Source organism: Parvibaculum indicum, assembly GCF_011762095.1.
GTDB lineage: Bacteria > Pseudomonadota > Alphaproteobacteria > Parvibaculales > Parvibaculaceae > Parvibaculum > Parvibaculum indicum.
Window position 1 is genome coordinate 72,131 of sequence record NZ_JAASQO010000003.1, and the last position, 16,813, is coordinate 88,943.

The 16,813-nt window shown below is 62.2% G+C and carries 15 protein-coding genes and 1 riboswitch; of the genes, 10 read left to right on the forward strand and 5 right to left on the reverse strand.

Annotated elements, in window-relative coordinates; genetic code table 11:
- Positions 1-14: 14 nt before the first annotated feature.
- From FHS78_RS04735 to FHS78_RS04750, 4 genes are read right to left on the reverse strand one after another with little or no spacing between them, the layout of a single operon-like run.
- Positions 15-1,241, reverse strand: coding sequence for an ABC transporter permease (locus FHS78_RS04735; RefSeq protein ID WP_167090973.1), 1,227 nt, complete (start codon positions 1,239-1,241; stop codon positions 15-17).
- On the reverse strand, positions 1,238-2,458 hold the full coding sequence (locus FHS78_RS04740; RefSeq protein ID WP_167090976.1) for an ABC transporter permease: 1,221 nt from the start codon (positions 2,456-2,458) through the stop codon (positions 1,238-1,240). The genes FHS78_RS04735 and FHS78_RS04740 overlap by 4 nt, the downstream gene beginning before the upstream one ends.
- 4 nt (positions 2,459-2,462) lie before the next feature.
- On the reverse strand, positions 2,463-3,224 hold the full coding sequence (locus FHS78_RS04745; RefSeq protein WP_167090979.1) for an outer membrane lipoprotein-sorting protein: 762 nt from the start codon (positions 3,222-3,224) through the stop codon (positions 2,463-2,465).
- Positions 3,221-3,841 (reverse strand): TetR/AcrR family transcriptional regulator, encoded by a 621-nt coding sequence (locus FHS78_RS04750; protein ID WP_167090982.1) that lies wholly within the window; start codon positions 3,839-3,841, stop codon positions 3,221-3,223. Before FHS78_RS04750 ends, FHS78_RS04745 begins: the two co-directional genes overlap by 4 nt.
- Before the next feature lie 179 nt (positions 3,842-4,020).
- Here FHS78_RS04750 and FHS78_RS04755 point away from each other — a divergent pair, with 179 nt between their 5' ends.
- Both FHS78_RS04755 and FHS78_RS04760 read left to right on the forward strand, forming a co-directional pair.
- Positions 4,021-5,811: a mechanosensitive ion channel family protein gene (locus FHS78_RS04755; protein WP_167090985.1), complete on the forward strand. Its 1,791-nt coding sequence runs from the start codon at positions 4,021-4,023 to the stop codon at positions 5,809-5,811.
- Between the two features lie 95 nt (positions 5,812-5,906).
- A complete protein-coding gene (locus tag FHS78_RS04760; RefSeq protein WP_246220360.1) occupies positions 5,907-6,974 on the forward strand; it encodes a calcium:cation antiporter in 1,068 nt (355 codons plus the stop codon).
- 24 nt (positions 6,975-6,998) lie between these two features.
- Here the strand turns inward: FHS78_RS04760 and FHS78_RS04765 are convergent, their stop codons facing one another.
- Complete coding sequence (locus FHS78_RS04765) at positions 6,999-8,321, reverse strand: cytochrome P450 (protein WP_167090988.1); 1,323 nt, start codon at positions 8,319-8,321, stop codon at positions 6,999-7,001.
- Between the two features lie 272 nt (positions 8,322-8,593).
- Between FHS78_RS04765 and FHS78_RS04770 the strand changes: the two genes are divergently transcribed.
- The 8 genes from FHS78_RS04770 (at position 8,594) to FHS78_RS04805 (ending at position 16,807) form a co-directional block, all read left to right on the forward strand.
- A complete protein-coding gene (locus tag FHS78_RS04770) occupies positions 8,594-9,682 on the forward strand; it encodes an NADH:flavin oxidoreductase (RefSeq protein ID WP_167090991.1) in 1,089 nt (362 codons plus the stop codon).
- A gap of 253 nt (positions 9,683-9,935) precedes the next feature.
- A complete protein-coding gene (locus FHS78_RS04775) occupies positions 9,936-10,901 on the forward strand; it encodes an ABC transporter substrate-binding protein (RefSeq protein WP_246220348.1) in 966 nt (321 codons plus the stop codon).
- A 44-nt stretch (positions 10,902-10,945) separates the two neighbouring features.
- Positions 10,946-11,905 carry an ABC transporter permease gene (locus tag FHS78_RS04780; RefSeq protein ID WP_167090997.1) on the forward strand — a complete coding sequence of 320 codons (960 nt, stop codon included), beginning with the start codon at positions 10,946-10,948 and terminating at the stop codon, positions 11,903-11,905.
- A gap of 12 nt (positions 11,906-11,917) precedes the next feature.
- Positions 11,918-12,838 carry an ABC transporter ATP-binding protein gene (locus FHS78_RS04785; RefSeq protein WP_167090999.1) on the forward strand — a complete coding sequence of 307 codons (921 nt, stop codon included), beginning with the start codon at positions 11,918-11,920 and terminating at the stop codon, positions 12,836-12,838.
- A gap of 5 nt (positions 12,839-12,843) precedes the next feature.
- On the forward strand, positions 12,844-13,605 hold the full coding sequence (locus FHS78_RS04790) for a creatininase family protein (protein ID WP_167091001.1): 762 nt from the start codon (positions 12,844-12,846) through the stop codon (positions 13,603-13,605).
- Positions 13,606-13,707: 102 nt separating this feature from the next.
- Entirely contained in the window at positions 13,708-15,069 is a 1,362-nt protein-coding gene (gene glnT, locus FHS78_RS04795) for a type III glutamate--ammonia ligase (protein ID WP_167091004.1), read from the forward strand.
- A gap of 10 nt (positions 15,070-15,079) precedes the next feature.
- The gene (nikR, locus tag FHS78_RS04800) at positions 15,080-15,565 is read left to right on the forward strand and encodes a nickel-responsive transcriptional regulator NikR (RefSeq protein ID WP_167091007.1); all 486 of its coding nucleotides are present in this window, start codon (positions 15,080-15,082) and stop codon (positions 15,563-15,565) included.
- Positions 15,566-15,698: 133 nt separating this feature from the next.
- Positions 15,699-15,821: riboswitch (guanidine-I (ykkC/yxkD leader) on the forward strand.
- A gap of 179 nt (positions 15,822-16,000) precedes the next feature.
- Positions 16,001-16,807: an urea amidolyase associated protein UAAP1 gene (locus FHS78_RS04805; protein WP_167091010.1), complete on the forward strand. Its 807-nt coding sequence runs from the start codon at positions 16,001-16,003 to the stop codon at positions 16,805-16,807.
- The last annotated feature ends 6 nt before the right edge of the window (positions 16,808-16,813 follow it).

Genomic DNA, 16,813 nt, shown 5'->3' on the forward strand with positions numbered 1-16,813 from the left:
TCTTTCCCTCTTTCCTAAAAGCGTCCCATGGCTTCGACGGGGCTCACCCGCGAGGCGCGGCGCGCGGGCCAGAGCGTGGCGACCACGCCAAGCGTCCAGACAATCAGGCTGTAAAGTACGAAATCGCCCGCATCGACCTTCGGGTAAAGAATGTGGCCCGCGCCGACCAGTTCCGCGCCCCGCCCCAGAAAGCCGAGATCGATCCCGTTGGGAAAGGCCTGAACCGACAGCACGGACAACGCGATGCCCATGCCGACCCCCACGCCGATCAGCATGGCGGATTCGAGCGTGACTTCCATCAGCACCAGGCGCGGCCGCATGCCGAGCGCCTGCAACAGGCCGAATTCGCGGATGCGCTCGAAGACGGCCATGAGCTGCGTGTTGACGATGCCAATGGCCATCAGCGCGAACATGATCCAGAGCCACATCAGAATGAATTCGTTGAAGAAGGTGCTGACCGCATAGGAAAGCGGTGCCAGCGTTTTCCAGCTTTGAATGTCGAGGCCGGGCGACGACGCTTTCATTCGCGCGAGGACATCGGCAATGTCGCGATCATCAGGCGTCACGAAGGCGATCTCGGTGATGTCGGTGCCGATGCCGGTCAAGGCCTGCGCGGTTTTGAGGCCTGTGAAAGCGAACTGGTCTTCGGTCTGTTGCGGGGCCGCGTAGAGTCCGACGACCTGAAAGGCGCGCTCGGCGAGTTTGCCGTTCTCGTCCTGCGCCATCACGACCACGCGCTTGCCGATGCGCGTCTTCAGGCGGCGGGCGAGGTTTCGCCCGAGCACGATGCCCGTATCCGCCGGTCCGTCGAGATAGCGCCCGTCGCCCACCCGGTCCGGCAGCACGGACAGGCGGCGCTCCCGCGCGGGATCGGTGCCGACCAGCGTCATGGGCAGGGTCTTGTATTCGCTCTGCACGATGGCGGCGACACGCAGCCGCTGCGTATAGGCCGTGACGGCGGGCGAGGCGAGAATGCTTTCAAGTTCGCCGCCCGGCTGCGCCGTGCGATGGGCGACCGTGGGATCGTCCAGATAGCCCGTGGCGTGGATCTGCCCTTCGCCGGTCATCAGTTTCAGCGTCGTGTCGCGGCTCGATACGGACCATGCCTTGAGCAGCACCGAGAAGGTGAGGATGGACCAGAGCCCGACACTGACCACAAGCACGGTGATGATCGTGCGCCGCGGATTGCGCCAGAGATTGCGCCAGGCGAGCGGCAGGAGAAGGCGGAGCCGGTCCATCATGCAGACCTCATCGCGGTGACGGGTTCAAGGCGCCTGACGCGGGCATAGGGAATGAGACCGGCAATCGCGACGGAAACCAGAATGGCGAGCGGACCCGCCGTTGCGCTCAGCAGGCTGAGTTGCGGATAAAGCGTGGAAGGCATGTTCCATTGGGAAAACAGCGCTTCCGCGCCGGGAAAGGGAATGCCCTGCCTTGTCGCCCATGCGGTGATCGCCGAGCCGGCGGCGATGCCGATGACCGCGCCGGTGCCGGCGAGAAACAGGAGTTCGAGCCAGACCATGCGTCCGATCTGCCGCGGCTTCATGCCGATCGCCATCAGCATGCCGAACTCGCGGGTACGCTCCAGGACCGACATCAGCAGCGTGTTGAGAATGATGAAAACGACGATGATGACCAGGCTCACATAGAGCAGCGCGGAGAAACTGCCGTCGAGAAGGATCGCATCGTGAAGCGCCGGCTGAAGTTGGGTCCAGTCCCGCGCCACGAGATCGTGTTTGCGGGCGATCCGCGCGAGCGAGGGGATCGCGGCATTGATGTCGGAGAGCCTTTCGCCGCTGACGGCGATCAGGTTGACGCTGCCGCTCATTGCAAAATCCTGTTGGAAGCGGGCCAGCGGCATTTCCACCACCTGACGGTCGAGATCGGGGGAGCCGGTGGAGAAGATGCCTGCGACCTTGAGGATGTTGGCGGCGATGGAGCCGTCCTGTGCCGAGCCCAGCATGGTCAGGCTGTCGCCGGGTTTGAGTTTGAGATTGCGGGCAAGGCCTGCGCCGACTACCACCGCGTTTTCGTCGCCGGGCTGGAGATAGCGGCCCGCGGTGACGGTGGAGCCGAGATTGGAAACCTTCGCCTCGCTTGCCGGGTCGATGCCGATGATCGCCGCGCCATAGCTTTGCGGGCCGTTGGAGAGGATCGCATAGCTCGCCGCGCGCGGCGTGGCGGCGGTTACACCCGGGAGAGCGACCAGATCGGCGATCAGCGGGCCATAGTCAGGAATCGATTTGCGAATATCCGGATCGTCTGCATAGCCGGGCGGTTGCAATTGCGCGAAGCCGTCCATGAGCTTCAGCACGCTTTCCTTCATCGTACCATAGGCGCCCTGCTGCAGCGCCAGCAGGAACACGGTGATGGTGCCTGCAATCGCGATCGAACCCAGGCTCAGCGCGGTTCGATGCGGCTGCCGCCAGATATTCCGCCATGCAAGCCCGACGAGCATGAAATCAGTTCCTCGGATTTTGCAGGTTGGAGAGCGTGAAGAGATAGCCGGGCATGGAACCGTTGAACGTCGCGGTCTTCGTTTCGATGCGGGTCCATTTGCCGTCCTGGTTTTCCGGGCGCATGGTCATCACGACGGGGTAGTCGCGGCCGCCGACCGTGGAAACCTTCTCCGTCGTCATGACCCGCACCGGCTTCATGTCCTGGTCGTAATAGGTCTCGCCCAGCATGATGCCGTCGTCGCGGACCCTGACCGTCCGCTTGCCCCATACGACGGGCGCGCCGGGTTTGGGGGTGGCGTCGATGGAATAGACCGTGTGCGGTCCGTCCTTGGTCGAACCGGTCAGCTTGTGCGTGTATTTGGTCAGAAGGTCGTTGGCCTTGGACAGGTCGTTATAGGAGAAGTCCGACCCCATCCAGGATTGCGCCAGCATGGAAGCCGGCAGCTTGATGACCTGATTGAGTTTGGGATTGAAAACCCAGGTCTCATCGCCCTTTTTGAGCGTGGCATTGCCCGCGTCCTTGGCGGGTGCCGTGAAACGTACCAATGCGTCGTCGTCGCCTTGCGTCCATGTCTTCATTTCCATGGACCGCTCCCAGTCGGGCCGGTGCACTGTCATGGTCATGTCGGTCTGCGAACTGTCGGCCCGCCAGTTGTCGAAGGCGGCGCGCAAAAGCGCATCGGGGTCCGGGGCGGTCGTGTCGGCGGCCGCGGGGGCGGTCATGGCGGCGGCGACCAGAAGGACGAAAACGGCTTTCCGGATCATTGTGCTTTCCTCGTGTCGGTGCCGATGCCGTCGAACAGGGAGCCAAGAAAGGCGCGGCACCAGGCTTGCGGGTCGAAGCTCCTGTCCAGCCAGTAGTGGAGGGCGAGATTGTCCACGGCGCCGATCAGCATGCCGGCGGTCGCCTCGACATCGATATCCTGCCGGATCGCGCCTTCCGCCTGCGCCTCTCGAATGAGACCGGCAAGCTCCGCCCGGTAGGAGGCGTAGAGATTTTTCATCGCGTCGGAAAAGCGGTCGCGCGTAGCCGGCTTGGCGGCGGCCGCCCAGACTTCCAGCGAGACAGGGTAGAGCGCCAGATGCTCCAGCAAAGCGCCGATGGAGGCGTCGGCGAAGGCCATGATGCGTTCACGCGCGTCTTTGTAGTCGCCCATGCGCTCCATGGCCGAAACCATGATGAGCTGCTGAAACCACTCGAAAACGCCGAAGAAGAGATCTTCCTTGTTCTTGAAATAGTCGTAGAGCGAGCCCTTGCTGATCCCGGCGGCGGCGGCGACCGCCTCCATGGAGGTGGAATCATAGCCCTCCCGGGCAAAACAGGCGGAGGCGGCTTCCAGAATTTTCTGACGCTTGGCGTCGCGATCGACGATACGGGCCATGGGTTCACTCATTTATGACCGACTGGTCGGTCATTTATAGTCCGGCCGCTTCTCATTGGCAAGTCCGGATGCGACCGGGGTGCCGTGCGCCGGCCGCGTCCGATCCGGTAAAGGCGCTGTTAACTACGATCCTCCTAGGCTGGCCATAGTCGAAACAGCGGCCATGGGCTGAAAATACGATGCGTCATTTGCTTCGCCTGAAGGCGGCCCGCGCACTCTCCGTCCTCTTCCTGTCTGCCGCCTTCCTGTCAGGTGTTTCGGCATCCGCCGCGATGGCGCAGCAAAGCGCGGCGGAGAGCGATCCGGTAGCGGCCTCGCCGCTCTCGCCTTTGCCCAATGCCTCTCCCCGTCAGACCTTTTCGAGCTTTACCCGGCTCACCGACGATGTGGAAAAATCCCTTCTGGCGGCCATCGAACGGGCGGAGGAGAACAATGCCATTTTCGATACCGAGGAAGTCTCCGCGCTGAAGAAGCAGGCGCTGGCCGCTCTGATGAAGGCCACGACCACGCTCGACCTGTCATCCGTGGCGCCCGCCAGCCGCCGCTCGGTGGGGATCAGCTCGGTTCTTCTCCTCAAGGAAATTCTGGACCGCCTCCCCGAACCGGACCTAGCCGCTATCCCCGGCAGGGCGGAGGTGGCCGCCGGCAAGGCCGATCATGGTTGGGTTCTTCCGGGCACCGAAATAAGGATGGTCCGCGTCGAGGGGGCGGATGGCAGTCCCGATTATCTCTTCTCGGAAGACACGGTACGGCGCTTGCCGGAGTTTTACGCGCTTGTCCGCGATATGCCCGAACGCTCCGGCGGAGCGATGGACTTCTATCAGGATTTCGTTCTGGGGCCGGGCCTTTCCATGCCGGTGGAGTTCTACCGCTACGTGCTGGAGCTGCCGGACTGGATGCGGTCGAGTTTCAATGAGCAGGCGGTCTGGCAATGGATGGCATTTGCGTTCATGACCGTGCTCCTCGCCCTTGCCGTGTTTGTGCTGTTGCGCTGGGAGGGGCGGCGTGTCCAGCCGGTCAATCCGGTCGTCCGTTCGCTGGAGCGTATGATCGCGCCTCTTCTGATCACGGGCCTGCTGGAATTGTATCTCTGGCTGAATGACGACTTCGTCAATTTGACGGGCGATTTTCTGGCCGCTCTGCAACTCGTCGTGCTGGCTCTTCAGGCGATTGCCGTGGCCGTCGTCATCGTGCTCAGCTTCAATGCAGTGGCGGCGATGATCGTGTCCATGCCGCGTGTACGCAAGGAAAGTCTCGACGCCAGTCTCATCCGCCTCATACTGCGCGTGCTCGGCATTCTGGTTGCGAGCTATGTGATTGCCTTGGCCGTGGCGCGAATGGGCGTCCCGCTATACGGCATCATCGCAAGTCTGGGTGTTGGCGGTCTCGCGCTTGCGCTTGCCGTCCGCCCGACGCTGGAAAATTTCATCGGCGGTATCATCCTCTATGCGGATCGTCCGGTAAAGGTCGGCGATTTCTGCAAATTCGGCAGCATGGTCGGCACGGTGGAGGAGATTGGCCTGCGCTCTACCAAGGTGCGCGGGCTGGACCGGACGCTGGTGACGGTGCAGAACTCGGAATTCTCACAGATGTCGATCACGAACTACACGCGCCGCGATGCGAACCTGATCAATACCGAGATCAGGCTGCGCTATGAAACAACGCGCGAACAGCTTTCCGACATCATCGACAAGGTCGCGGAGATGCTGCGCACCGACGAGCGCATCGATCCCGACACGGTTCGCGTCTGCCTGAAGGAACTGGGCGATTATTCTCTCGATCTGGAAGTTCGTGGAATGGTGCGCAGCGCGGATTGGGGAACCTTTCTGAAGATCCGGGAAGAGCTGCTCCTGCGCGTAATGGGGATCGTGCACGATAACGGTTCCGATTTCGCATTTCCCTCTTATACGAACTATCTGGGAACGGATAATTTCACTGCCGGGGCGGATGCCGCCGACCAGCCGGCCTGACCGGGGGCATGATGGAAGAGCCTGTTTTTGGGCACGAAGCGGCGGGCAGAGAGACGCCCGCGGGCGGGCGCCTGACGCCGATCCGGCGCGAATGGATGCTGGGTGTGGCGATTGTCACGAGCCTCGTTTTTCTCTTCTTCGGCGAGCGGATCTTTCAGGGGCTGTCGAACGGGGTCTGGCTCGGGCTGCTCTTTGCCTGGCTTTTTGCCGTCGTGCTCGGCGCGGCGGTCGGCGTCGTCCGCCATGCCGAAGCGCTGTCCGAACGGCTGGGCGAGCCCTATGGCACATTGGTGCTGACGGTTTCCATCGCCTTGATCGAAGTCATGAGCATCACCGCGATCATGATGCATGGTGGCGCCAATCCGACTCTGGTGCGCGATACGCTGTTTTCGGTCGTCATGATCGTGATGGGCGGCATGGTCGGTCTCTCCCTCTTGCTCGGCGCTTTGCGGCATCACGAACAGAGTTTCAACCTTCAGGGAGCGAACGCCTATCTGGGCGTCATCGTGCCGCTGGCGGTCTTCAGCCTGATCCTGCCCGATTTCACCCAAACGACGGAGGGCGGAACCTACTCCCTCGGCCAGATGATCATGCTGGGCATCATGGCCACCGGCCTTTACGGCATATTCCTGCTGATCCAGACCGGACGACACCGCGCCTATTTTTCCCATGCCGATATTGGCGGGGAGGAAGCGCATGAGACGGAAGGAACCGGCATCCTGCCGCATGCGCTCCTGATGCTCGCCTATATGGTGCCCGTCGTTTTCCTGGTCGAGCAGCTTGCCGTGCCGGTCGATTATGTGATCGAAACCCTCCATGCCCCTGTGGCCATCGGCGGCGTCGTCATGGCGACGCTGGTCGCAACGCCGGAGGCGATAGGCGGGGTGAAGGCGGCGCTTCGTAACCAGTTGCAGCGCTCGGTGAACATCTTCCTGGGCTCGGTGCTGGCCACAATCGGCCTGACCGTGCCGGCCATGTTGGCGGTGGCATATTGGGCGGGGTTCGACCTGGTTCTGGGGCTGGAGCCGAGCGACACGATCATCCTCGTGCTCATGCTGGCGGTAAGCGTCATCACCTTTTCGAGCGGTCGTACGAACCTGCTTCAGGGCGCGGTGCACGTCCTGGTCTTTATCGCCTTCCTCTTCTTCATCTTTCAGCGATAGAAGCGGGTCGAAGCCCGCCCGCCCTCACTCGCGCAGCATCACCGGCAGTTCGGTAATGCCGCGGATGAAGTTGGAGCGCAGATATTTCGGATCGCCCACGACCTCCACATTCTTGAAGCGCTTCATGATCTCTTCCCAGAGAATGCGAAGCTGCATCTCGCCGAGCCGGTTGCCGACGCAACGGTGAATGCCGAAACCGAAGGAGAGGTGGTGGCGTGCGCCTTCGCGGTCGATCCGGAATTCGTTCGCGCGCGGGATCTTTTCTTCGTCCCGGTTGCCCGACACGTACCACATCGCAACCTTGTCCCATTTCTTGATCTTCTTGCCGCGAATTTCCGTGTCCTCGAGCGCGGTGCGGCACATATGGGCGACCGGGCTCTGCCAGCGAATGATCTCCGACACCATGTTGGGAATGATGTCCGGATTGTCGGAGAGCTTCTTGTACTGCTCCGGAAACTGGTTGAGCGCGAGAACGCCGCCGGTGATGGAATTGCGCGTCGTGTCGTTGCCGCCGACGATCAGCAGCAGCATGTTGCCGAGATATTCGTTGGGCGGCATGTTCTTGGTCGACTCGCCATGCACCAGCATCGAGATGAGATCGGAGCCCGGTTCCTCGCGCGCCGCGCGTTCCTTCCACACGGCGTCGAAATATTCCCAGCAGTTCCAGAGCTCCTTGAAACCTTCTTCCGGCGTCTCGAAATATTCCGGATCGCCCAGCCGCTCCACCGTGTCCGACCAGTGGATGAGCTTGTGCCGGTCTTCCTGCGGCACGTCGAAAAGCGTGGCGAGCGTGCGGCCTGTCAGTTCCACCGACACCTGCCTTACCCAGTTGAATTCCTCGTTGCGCGGCAGGTTGTCCAGAATGTGCCCCGCCCGCATGCGGATGAGGTCCTCTAGCTGGGAGAGGCTGTCGCTGGTGAACATGGGCTGCACGATCTTGCGCTGCTCGTCATGCTTGGGCGGGTCTTCCATGATGAACATGGGCAGATAGGTGAGAGGGTCCGGCTCGCCTTCGATGGGCAGGCCGCCGAGACGAATGCCGCCATTGCGTATATCTGACGAGAAGATCTGGTGATGCGTGTCGACATACATGATGTCTTCATATTTGGTGATCGACCAGTAGCGCCCGTATGGGCCGTTCTCGGAGAGGTGGACCGGATCCTCCTCCCTCAGCCTTTCGAAATAGGGAAGAACCGTGTTGGCGCCGAAGAGATCGTCATGCGCCGGGTCCAGATCCTCGACCGGAATGGAGTAGGGATCCCTGTTGACGTCGATCTTCCATTGCGCGGCGAGTTCCGCGTTCGAGCGGGTATAGTCCTGGCGGACGGTGGTTCTGCTTTCCGACATGATCGTCTCCTCTCCGACCTTTTCGGCAATTCTATTGTCGGGCATGTGGCCCGGTCCATTGCATGTGGGGCCTTGCGGACGCCTTTGCCATACACACCTGCCCCTTGACGCAGCGGCAGGCGCCCCCTGCGTGATCCGGCTTTGTCGAAATGCCGCCGGCGCGACAGGTCTGTGTGCTTGACATAAATAGAGCGGGCGGCTTCCATCCGGCACCGGCCCGCGCATGCGGGGCCGCGCCTTTCTTCTTTCGCCGAAAATCAGAGACCGCCATCATGACCACAGCAAAGCTTGCCGAGCCGCTTTCCCTTGCGCATGGCCCCGCCTGGAAGAACCGCTTCATGCTGGCGCCGCTGACGAACCAGCAAAGCCATGCGGACGGGACGCTGTCGGAGGATGAATTCCGCTGGCTCACCATGCGCGCGGAAGGCGGCTTCGGCCTGACCATGACATGCGCCGCCCATGTGCAGGCGCAGGGACAGGGCTTTCCCGGTCAGCTCGGCGTGTTCGGTGACGAGCATCTGGAAGGGCTGACGAAGCTTGCCGGAAAGATCGCCGCGGACGGGTCGGTATCGTCCGTGCAGTTGCATCATGCGGGCATTCGTGCGGCGAAGGGTATCGTCTCCGACATTGTGGGCCCTTCCGAGGACGCCGATACCGGCGCCCGCGCCATGACGGGCGCGGAAGTCGAAGCGGCCCGCGATGCTTTTATCCGGGCCGCGCAGCGCGCCGAGAAGGCCGGTTTCGACGGTGTGGAAATTCACGGCGCGCATGGCTACCTGCTGGCGCAGTTCCTGTCCCCCGAACTCAACCGCCGTGACGACGAATATGGCGGGTCGCTGGAAAACCGCGCGCGCCTCGTCATGGAAGTGATCGATGGTATCCGCGCCGCCTGCCATCCGGACTTTCAGGTCGGATTGCGGCTGTCTCCCGAACGCTTCGGCCTGAAGCTCGCGGAAGTGCGCGACGTGGCCGCCGAAATCCTGCGGCAGGGAAAGATCGACTATCTCGACATGTCGCTCTGGGATGTCTTCAAGGAACCGGTCGAGGAGGCTTTCCAGGGCCGCTCGCTGATGAGCTATTTCACCGAGCTGCCGCGCGGGGATGTCCGCCTCGGCGCGGCGGGCAAGATCATGAGCGCGACCGATGCCGTTCAGGTGATCGCAAACGGATGCGACTTCGCTGTGATCGGCCGGGCCGCGATCCTGCGCCACGACTTCCCGCGCCGTGTGCTGGCCGATCCCTCTTATGTGTCTCCGGCCCTGCCCGTTACCGCCGGGCATTTGCGCGATGAAGGGCTGGGCGAGGTCTTCATTGCCTATATGAGCGGCTGGAAGGGTTTCGTGGCGGAAGAGGGCGCCTGATCGTCCCGTTCCGCCGGCTGCCCGGAAAATGCGCCTGCACATGAAATGAGCGGACCGCCGCGCAACCCGCTTGTGTGCTGTGCAACATAAGGGGCGGGACCCCTCCGAAATACCCGCCTGAGGCCGAAAACTCCCGGCATTCTCCCATTCCGCCGCTTGGCACGGGGCTTGCTCCTAGTATTACGCATTTTGCATTTCGTAATACTGACCAACCTCGGGAGTTAATGTGATGGGTCTCAGGAGAAGTCTTGGAATGGCGTTGGGCCTGGCCATGTCGGCAATCATGCTGGCCGCGCCCGCCCGCGCCGAAGCCCCGCTTAAAATCGGTTACAGCGACTGGCCCGGCTGGGTGGCCTGGCAGGTCGCCATCGACAAGGGCTGGCTCAAGGAAGCCGGTGTCGCCGCGGATTTCCAGTGGTTCGACTATGTGGCGTCCATGGATGCCTTCGCCGCGGGCAAGCTCGACGCGGTGAGCGTCACCAATGGCGATGCGCTCGTCATGGGCGGCAGCGGCACCAAGAGCATCATGATCCTGGTGAACGACTACTCCAACGGCAATGACATGATCATCGCCAAGCCGGGCATCAAAAGCCTCGCGGAACTGAAGGGCAAGAAGATCGGCGTCGAGATGGGCTTCGTGGACCATCTTCTGCTGCTGAACGGCCTGGAGAAGGCCGACATGACGGAATCCGATGTCGAACTCGTCAATGTCGCCACCAACAACACGCCCCAGGTGCTGGCCTCCGGCGATGTCGATGCGGTCGGCGCCTGGCAGCCGAGTTCCGGTCAGGCGATGAAGCTGGTTCCGGGCGCTCGCCCCATCTACACCTCGGCGGATGAGCCCGGCCTCATCTACGACACGCTGACTGTGACGCCGACGAGCCTTGCGAACCGCCGCGACGAATATGTGAAGCTCATCAAGGTCTGGGACAAGGTCGTGAAATATATCAACGACCCCGAAACCCAGCCCGACGCGCTGAAGATCATGTCCGCTCGCGTGGGCCTGACGCCGGCGCAGTACAAGCCGCTTCTCAACGGCACGAAGCTCCTCACCCTCGAAGAAAGCTCCAAGTTCCTGGAGAAGGGCGACGGCTTTTCCTCTCTCTACGGATCGTCCCAGATCTCCGACGACTTCAACGTGAAGTACAAGGTCTATGCCGATCCCCAGGACGTCGACAGCTATATCGATCCGTCTCTCGAGGCGGATGCCCTGAAGTAAGTCGCGTAAGCGTTGTAGCGTAAAGAGTAGCGCCCGGGGGTGCCATGAGTCGGACAAACTGGTTCTCGGTTCAGACGGAACTGTCGTCGCAAGCAAAGACCGTTCTCGGCGTATTTTCCTTCATACTGCCGATCCTTGTCTGGAGTATCGTGAGCTATGTGCCCGTCGTGTGGCACCCCCTGGTGCAAATCACCGATCCCGGCAGCGTTTCCTACCTGCAGGTAGACATGCGGATGCCGCGCGGCCCCTTCGAGGACGCGGTGGCCGAGGCGCAAGCGGAAGGTCAGGCGCCGCCTGAGGGCTTCCCCGCCAACCCGGTCTATCTGCCCGCGCCGCATGAAGTGGCCGAGGCGCTCTATACCGCCTTCGTCACGCCGCCCCCGTCGAAAGACATGCCCTGGCTGCATCAGAGCCTGTGGCATTCGATCCAGGTCATCTTCTGGGGCTTCTTTCTCTCCTCGGCCATCGGTGTGCCGCTGGGCGTGCTTTGCGGGGCCTATGCGCCCATCTCGCGCCTCACCGAGCCTTTCGTGGAATTCTTCCGCTATCTTCCCGCGCCGGCCTTCGGTGCGCTCGCCGTCGCCATTCTGGGGATCTATGACGGCCCGAAGATCGCGATCATCTTCATCGGCACCTTTTTCCAGCAGGTGCTCATCATCGCCAACACGACGCGCAAGCTCGATGGCGCGCTCGCCGAAGCGGCGCTGACGCTGGGCGCGGGCAATCTCCAGCTTCTGACGCGCGTTGTGGTGCCGGGCGTCCTGCCCGATCTTTATCGCGACCTGCGCATCCTGCTGGGCTGGGCCTGGACCTATCTGATCGTGGCCGAGCTGATCGGCACGACCAGCGGCATCACATGGTTCATCACCCAGCAGGCGCGTTACCAGCACTTCGAGAACGTATACGCGGCCATCATCATCATCGGCATCATCGGCCTCGGGACCGATCTCGTTCTGGGGATGCTGGCCAGGCGCTTCTTCCCCTGGGACCGCAACGGAAAATAGAGCGAGGCAACCATGAACCCGGAAAAGGCATTACCGTCCTATCTCGACCAGTCCGACGCGGTGCGCGAGCGCTTCGAGCGGCTGAAGGAGCGCCCGAAAATTCTCGAAGTGAAAGGCCTCGACAAGGTTTTCGAGACGCCGAAGGGCGAGACGGTGGCGCTGAAGGACATTCACTTCGACACCCATCGCCGCGAATTTCTGTGCGTTGTCGGTCCGTCCGGCTGCGGCAAGTCCACGCTCATCCGCATTCTGGCCGGGCTGGATGCGCAGACCGGCGGCGAAGTGCTGCTGGAAGGAAAGCCGGTGCGCGGGCCGGGCAAGGATCGCGGCATGGTGTTCCAGGGCTATACGCTCTTTCCCTGGCTGTCGGTGAAGCGCAACGTCATGTTCGGTCTCACAGTGAACGGCATGGGGTTCCAGGAGGCCGAGCGCCAGGCACTGCAATGGCTGGCGCTGATCGGCCTGGAAAAATTCGCCGACGCCTATCCGCATCAATTGTCGGGCGGCATGAAACAGCGCGTCGCTATTGCGCGCGCGCTCGCCAACCAGCCGCGCATTCTGCTGATGGACGAACCTTTCGGCGCGCTGGATGCGCAGACCCGCGCCAGGATGCAGGCGCATCTGCTGGAAATCTGGCGCAAAATCGACATCACCATCGTCTTCATCACCCATGATCTCGACGAAGCGATCTATCTCGCCGACCGCGTATTGGTGCTGAAGGCGCATCCGGGCGAGGTGCAGGAGCTGATCGAGGTGCCGGTGCCGCATCCGCGCAAGATGGAGCAGTTCATCTCCGACGAATTCCTCGCCACCAAGGCGCGTCTCGAAGAGCTGATCTATGCCCATGAGGAAAAGGAAGAGGGCGAGAGCGAGGAAGAATACGACTATCCCGATATGCCGCGTCTCGTCGAAGTCGACGACAGTGTGGATTGACCGCCATGCAATGGGCTGAGCGCACATGGGAAGAACTGCCCGGCGATCTGGAGGCCGCAGCCAACGCGGCCATCCTGCCGGTCGGCGCGACCGAGCAGCACGGACCGCAGATGGGCTGCGGCATGGATGCGGTGCTCGCCGACAAGCTCTGCCATGCCGTGTCGGAGCGCACCGGCATCCCCATGCTGCCCACCATGTTCTATGGCTGCTCCATCGGCCACAGCAGGCGCTGGCCCGGCACGATTGCGCTGCAGCCGATCACTCTCATCACGCTCGTCAAGGAGATCGGCGACTGGGCTTACCATTCCGGCGTGCGCCGTCTCTTCATCGTAAACACGCATGTGACCAATGCCGCGCCGCTTCGATGCGCGCTGGAAATGCTGCGCGCCGAGCATGACGACATGATGGTCTCGCTCGTCAATTCTGCCACGGTGAGCGCGCGCGTGCGCGAGTTCCATTTCGCCGATGGCGGTGACTGGCATGCCAATGATGCCGAGACATCGCTCATGCTGGCGACCGCGCCGGAGATGGTGCGGCCGGAAAAGCTCGATGCTTCGGACGATCCCGACCGGACCGACGGGCTCGTCTTCTCCCATCCCGTGAACCGCACCAGCCGCAACGGCGTGACCGGCGCGCCCTCGCGCGCCTCCGCCGAAAAGGGCGAAACATGGTTCGGCTGGATGGTCGAAGACCTCAGTGAATTCATGGAACGGGGCCTCAAGGAAGAGCCGCCTCTGCCCCACTCCTATTTCGAGCGGGGCGGCTGACGAAGCAATGCATGGCGAGTGACTGAATTCGATGTGCCGGCGCGAAAGCGCTCGGCGCAAAACGGGAACGCATGACCTGTCGCGAGAGAGAAAGGCACGGCAATGATGACGGATGAAGAGATCACGACGATCCAGAAGGAACTGCGCGCCAAGGGCGTCAAATACTGCATCGGCGCCTATGTGGACATTCACGGCGTGCCGAAAGGCAAGGTGGTGCCGATCGACCATCTGCATCACATGGCGCATGGCTCGGAACGCTATACGGGCTACGCGCTGGACGGTCTCGGACAGGCGCCGAACGATGATGAGATCACCTCGATTCCGGATCTCAGCCATATCGTCCAGCTTCCCTGGGAGCCCTCCGTTGCATGGATGCCCGCCGATAACGGGTTTCAGGGTGCCCCCTATCCGCTGAACACCCGCGTCGCGTTGAAGAACATGCTGGCGAAGGCGGCGGAAATGGGCTTCGGCTTCAATCTCGGTATCGAATGCGAAATCTTCGTCCTGAAGCAGAACGAGGACGGCTCGCTCTCCGTGCCCAATCCGAACGACAAGCTCAACAAGCCCTGTTACAGCGTCGAAGGGTTCATGGATCAGTTCACCTGGCTCGACAAGGTGGCGACCTGCATCAACGATCTGGGTTGGGATCTCTACTCCTTCGATCATGAGGATGCGAACGGCCAGTACGAATTCGACTTCGCCTATGCCGATGCGCTCACCATGTGCGACCGGCTGGTCTTCTTCCGTTACATGGCCAAGGAGTTCGCCAAGCAGGAAGGCCTGCTTGCGACCATGATGCCCAAACCCTTCGCCGACAAGACGGGTAATGGCGCGCATTTCAACATGTCGCTCTACGACCTGAAGACAGGCGGCAATGTCTTCGCTTGCGATCCGAAAGACGATCCGCGCGGGCTCGGCTTGACCGAGACCGGCTATCAGTTCATCGGCGGCATTCTGAAACACGGGCCTGCGCTCTGCGCCGCCTTCGCGCCGACGGTGAACAGCTACAAGCGTCTCGTGCGCCAGGGTGCGATGAGTTATTTCTCATGGGCGCCGGTCTTCAACTCCTACGGCTCCAACAACCGGACGAACTCCGTCCGTGTGCCCGCCGGCGGAGGACGCTGCGAGTCGCGCAATGCAGACGGCGCGGTGAACCCCTATCTCGCCGCCACGCTGGCGCTCGCCGCCGGTCTTGAAGGCATCCGCGAAGGGATCGACCCGGGCGATCCGAACGAGGATAATCTCTACACGATTTCCGAGTCGGAGCGCGAAGCGCGCGGCATTCAGTTCCTGCCGCAGAACCTGCAGGAAGCGGTGGCCTGCTTCGCAGACGACCCGATTACAGAGGCGGCGCTGGGGACGGGGCTTCGCGACGAGTTCGTCAAATACAAGTCCGAGGAATGGCAGGCTTACCATCTCGCCGTCAGCGAGTGGGAAGTGGAACGCTACAGCCATCTTTTCTGAAGGGTGAAAAATGTCCGGGAACGGCCCGAACAATGGGAATGGCACACGGACCCTCGACAGCAGGCCCGTAAGCCGCATCAGTATTTCCTTGCCGGAGGAATTGCTGACCGAACTCGACCAGATGGTCGAGGATCGGGGGTTTCAAAGCCGGTCCCAGGCGATCAACGACATGCTCCACCAGTTTCTGGTGGAGCATAAGCGCGAGCGCGGCGACGAGGTGATGGTCGGCATCATCACCATCTATTACGACAACACGGCCAACGGCCTTCAGAAGCAGCTCGCGGACCTTCAGTACCGCTATATCGACGAATGCATCAGCTCCCTCCATGTCCATCTGGCGCATAACCAGACCATGGAGGTCGTGCTGGTGCAGGGGCCGGCCCGAAAGCTCCAGGCGATCGCCGACGAGATGGTCACCAAGCGCGGTGTCATCGCCGGCAAGATCCAGCTCATGGCCGCGGTCATTCCGCCGCTTCACCCCTTTAGCGGCGACTGATTGGAGACCGAAGCGGCAAGCTGACTAAACTTTAGGCAAAAGAGCAGATATTGAGCGTGGCCCGGCGCTGCTGAATCGGGCAAGCCAAGGCTTATGCCCCTTTATCCATGGCATAAGGTTTGCGATAAAGAGAACAGGCAGTGGCTAGGGTTCCGGCCGCAATCGGTTTCACGATCGGTGCGGCGACTGGTCCGAGAGCTACACCCTGACCGGTCAACAGCGGTCAGGTACACGGCGGGACAAAAGCCCGGGAGACGGATGCGATGCGAGGATTGGCATTGCAGGCCGCCGTGTATAGCCGATCCTCCAGACTTCATGCGGCGGCACCATCGCCGGCAGGACGACCTGCTGGCGACCTCTTCCGGCCTTGCCGGAAAATTGCCCGGACGGCCGGGCGCCGGTTCACATGCCGGCATGGTGTAAGGAGATGGAGAGATGGCACAAAGTGCTGACGACGCCCGCGCCGACGAAAAGGCGCGCTACGACGCACTCTTCGCGCAAGGCCGTGCGAAACGCCGGGACATCAGCGAAGCGCCGGGCAATCCCCGCGACATTCCCGAAAACGACGTTCTTTGGCACGAGACGCTGCCGGGCAGCTGGGGCTGGTCGCGCCGCGTTCCGCGCGGGCAGTCCCTGCGCATCGCGGCGACGGGTCCGAATTCGGGCGTTTCGGTCTTGCTCTACAACGCCGCGGACCCGACCGAGCGTTTCAACGCGGGCGACACGGTGAAGATCCAGTGGAGCGCGGCGCTGCAGCGCGGGCGTGTGCTCTTTTCCGATATGGGCCGCGTACTCGCTTCCATTACCGACGACACCTTCGGCCACAATGATGCGCTGGCAGGCGGCTCCACGCCGCTCAGCAATGAGCAGAAATATGGCGACGCCACGCTGCGCTCCTCGCGCGGCAATTTCATTCTGCTCGCCGCCAAGCACGGCCTCAGCAAGGCCGATGTGCCGCCCTGCCTGACGCTCTTCGCCCCCGTCGCGGTCGATGCGGAAGGCCGTTTCGTCTGGGAAGGCGAGGGTGCGTCCGCTGGCGACTATGTGGATCTGCGCGCGGAGATGGATCTGCTGGTCTTCGTCTCCAATTGCCCGCATCCGCTGGCGCCCGGTGACTACAACCCCTCCCCTGTCGACCTCACGGTCTGGCAATCGCCGCCACCCGCCGCGGACGATTTCTGCCGCACGGCGACCGAGGAAGCCGTTCGCGGCTTCGAAAACACAGACCCCCTGTTCCGTTGAGGCGAG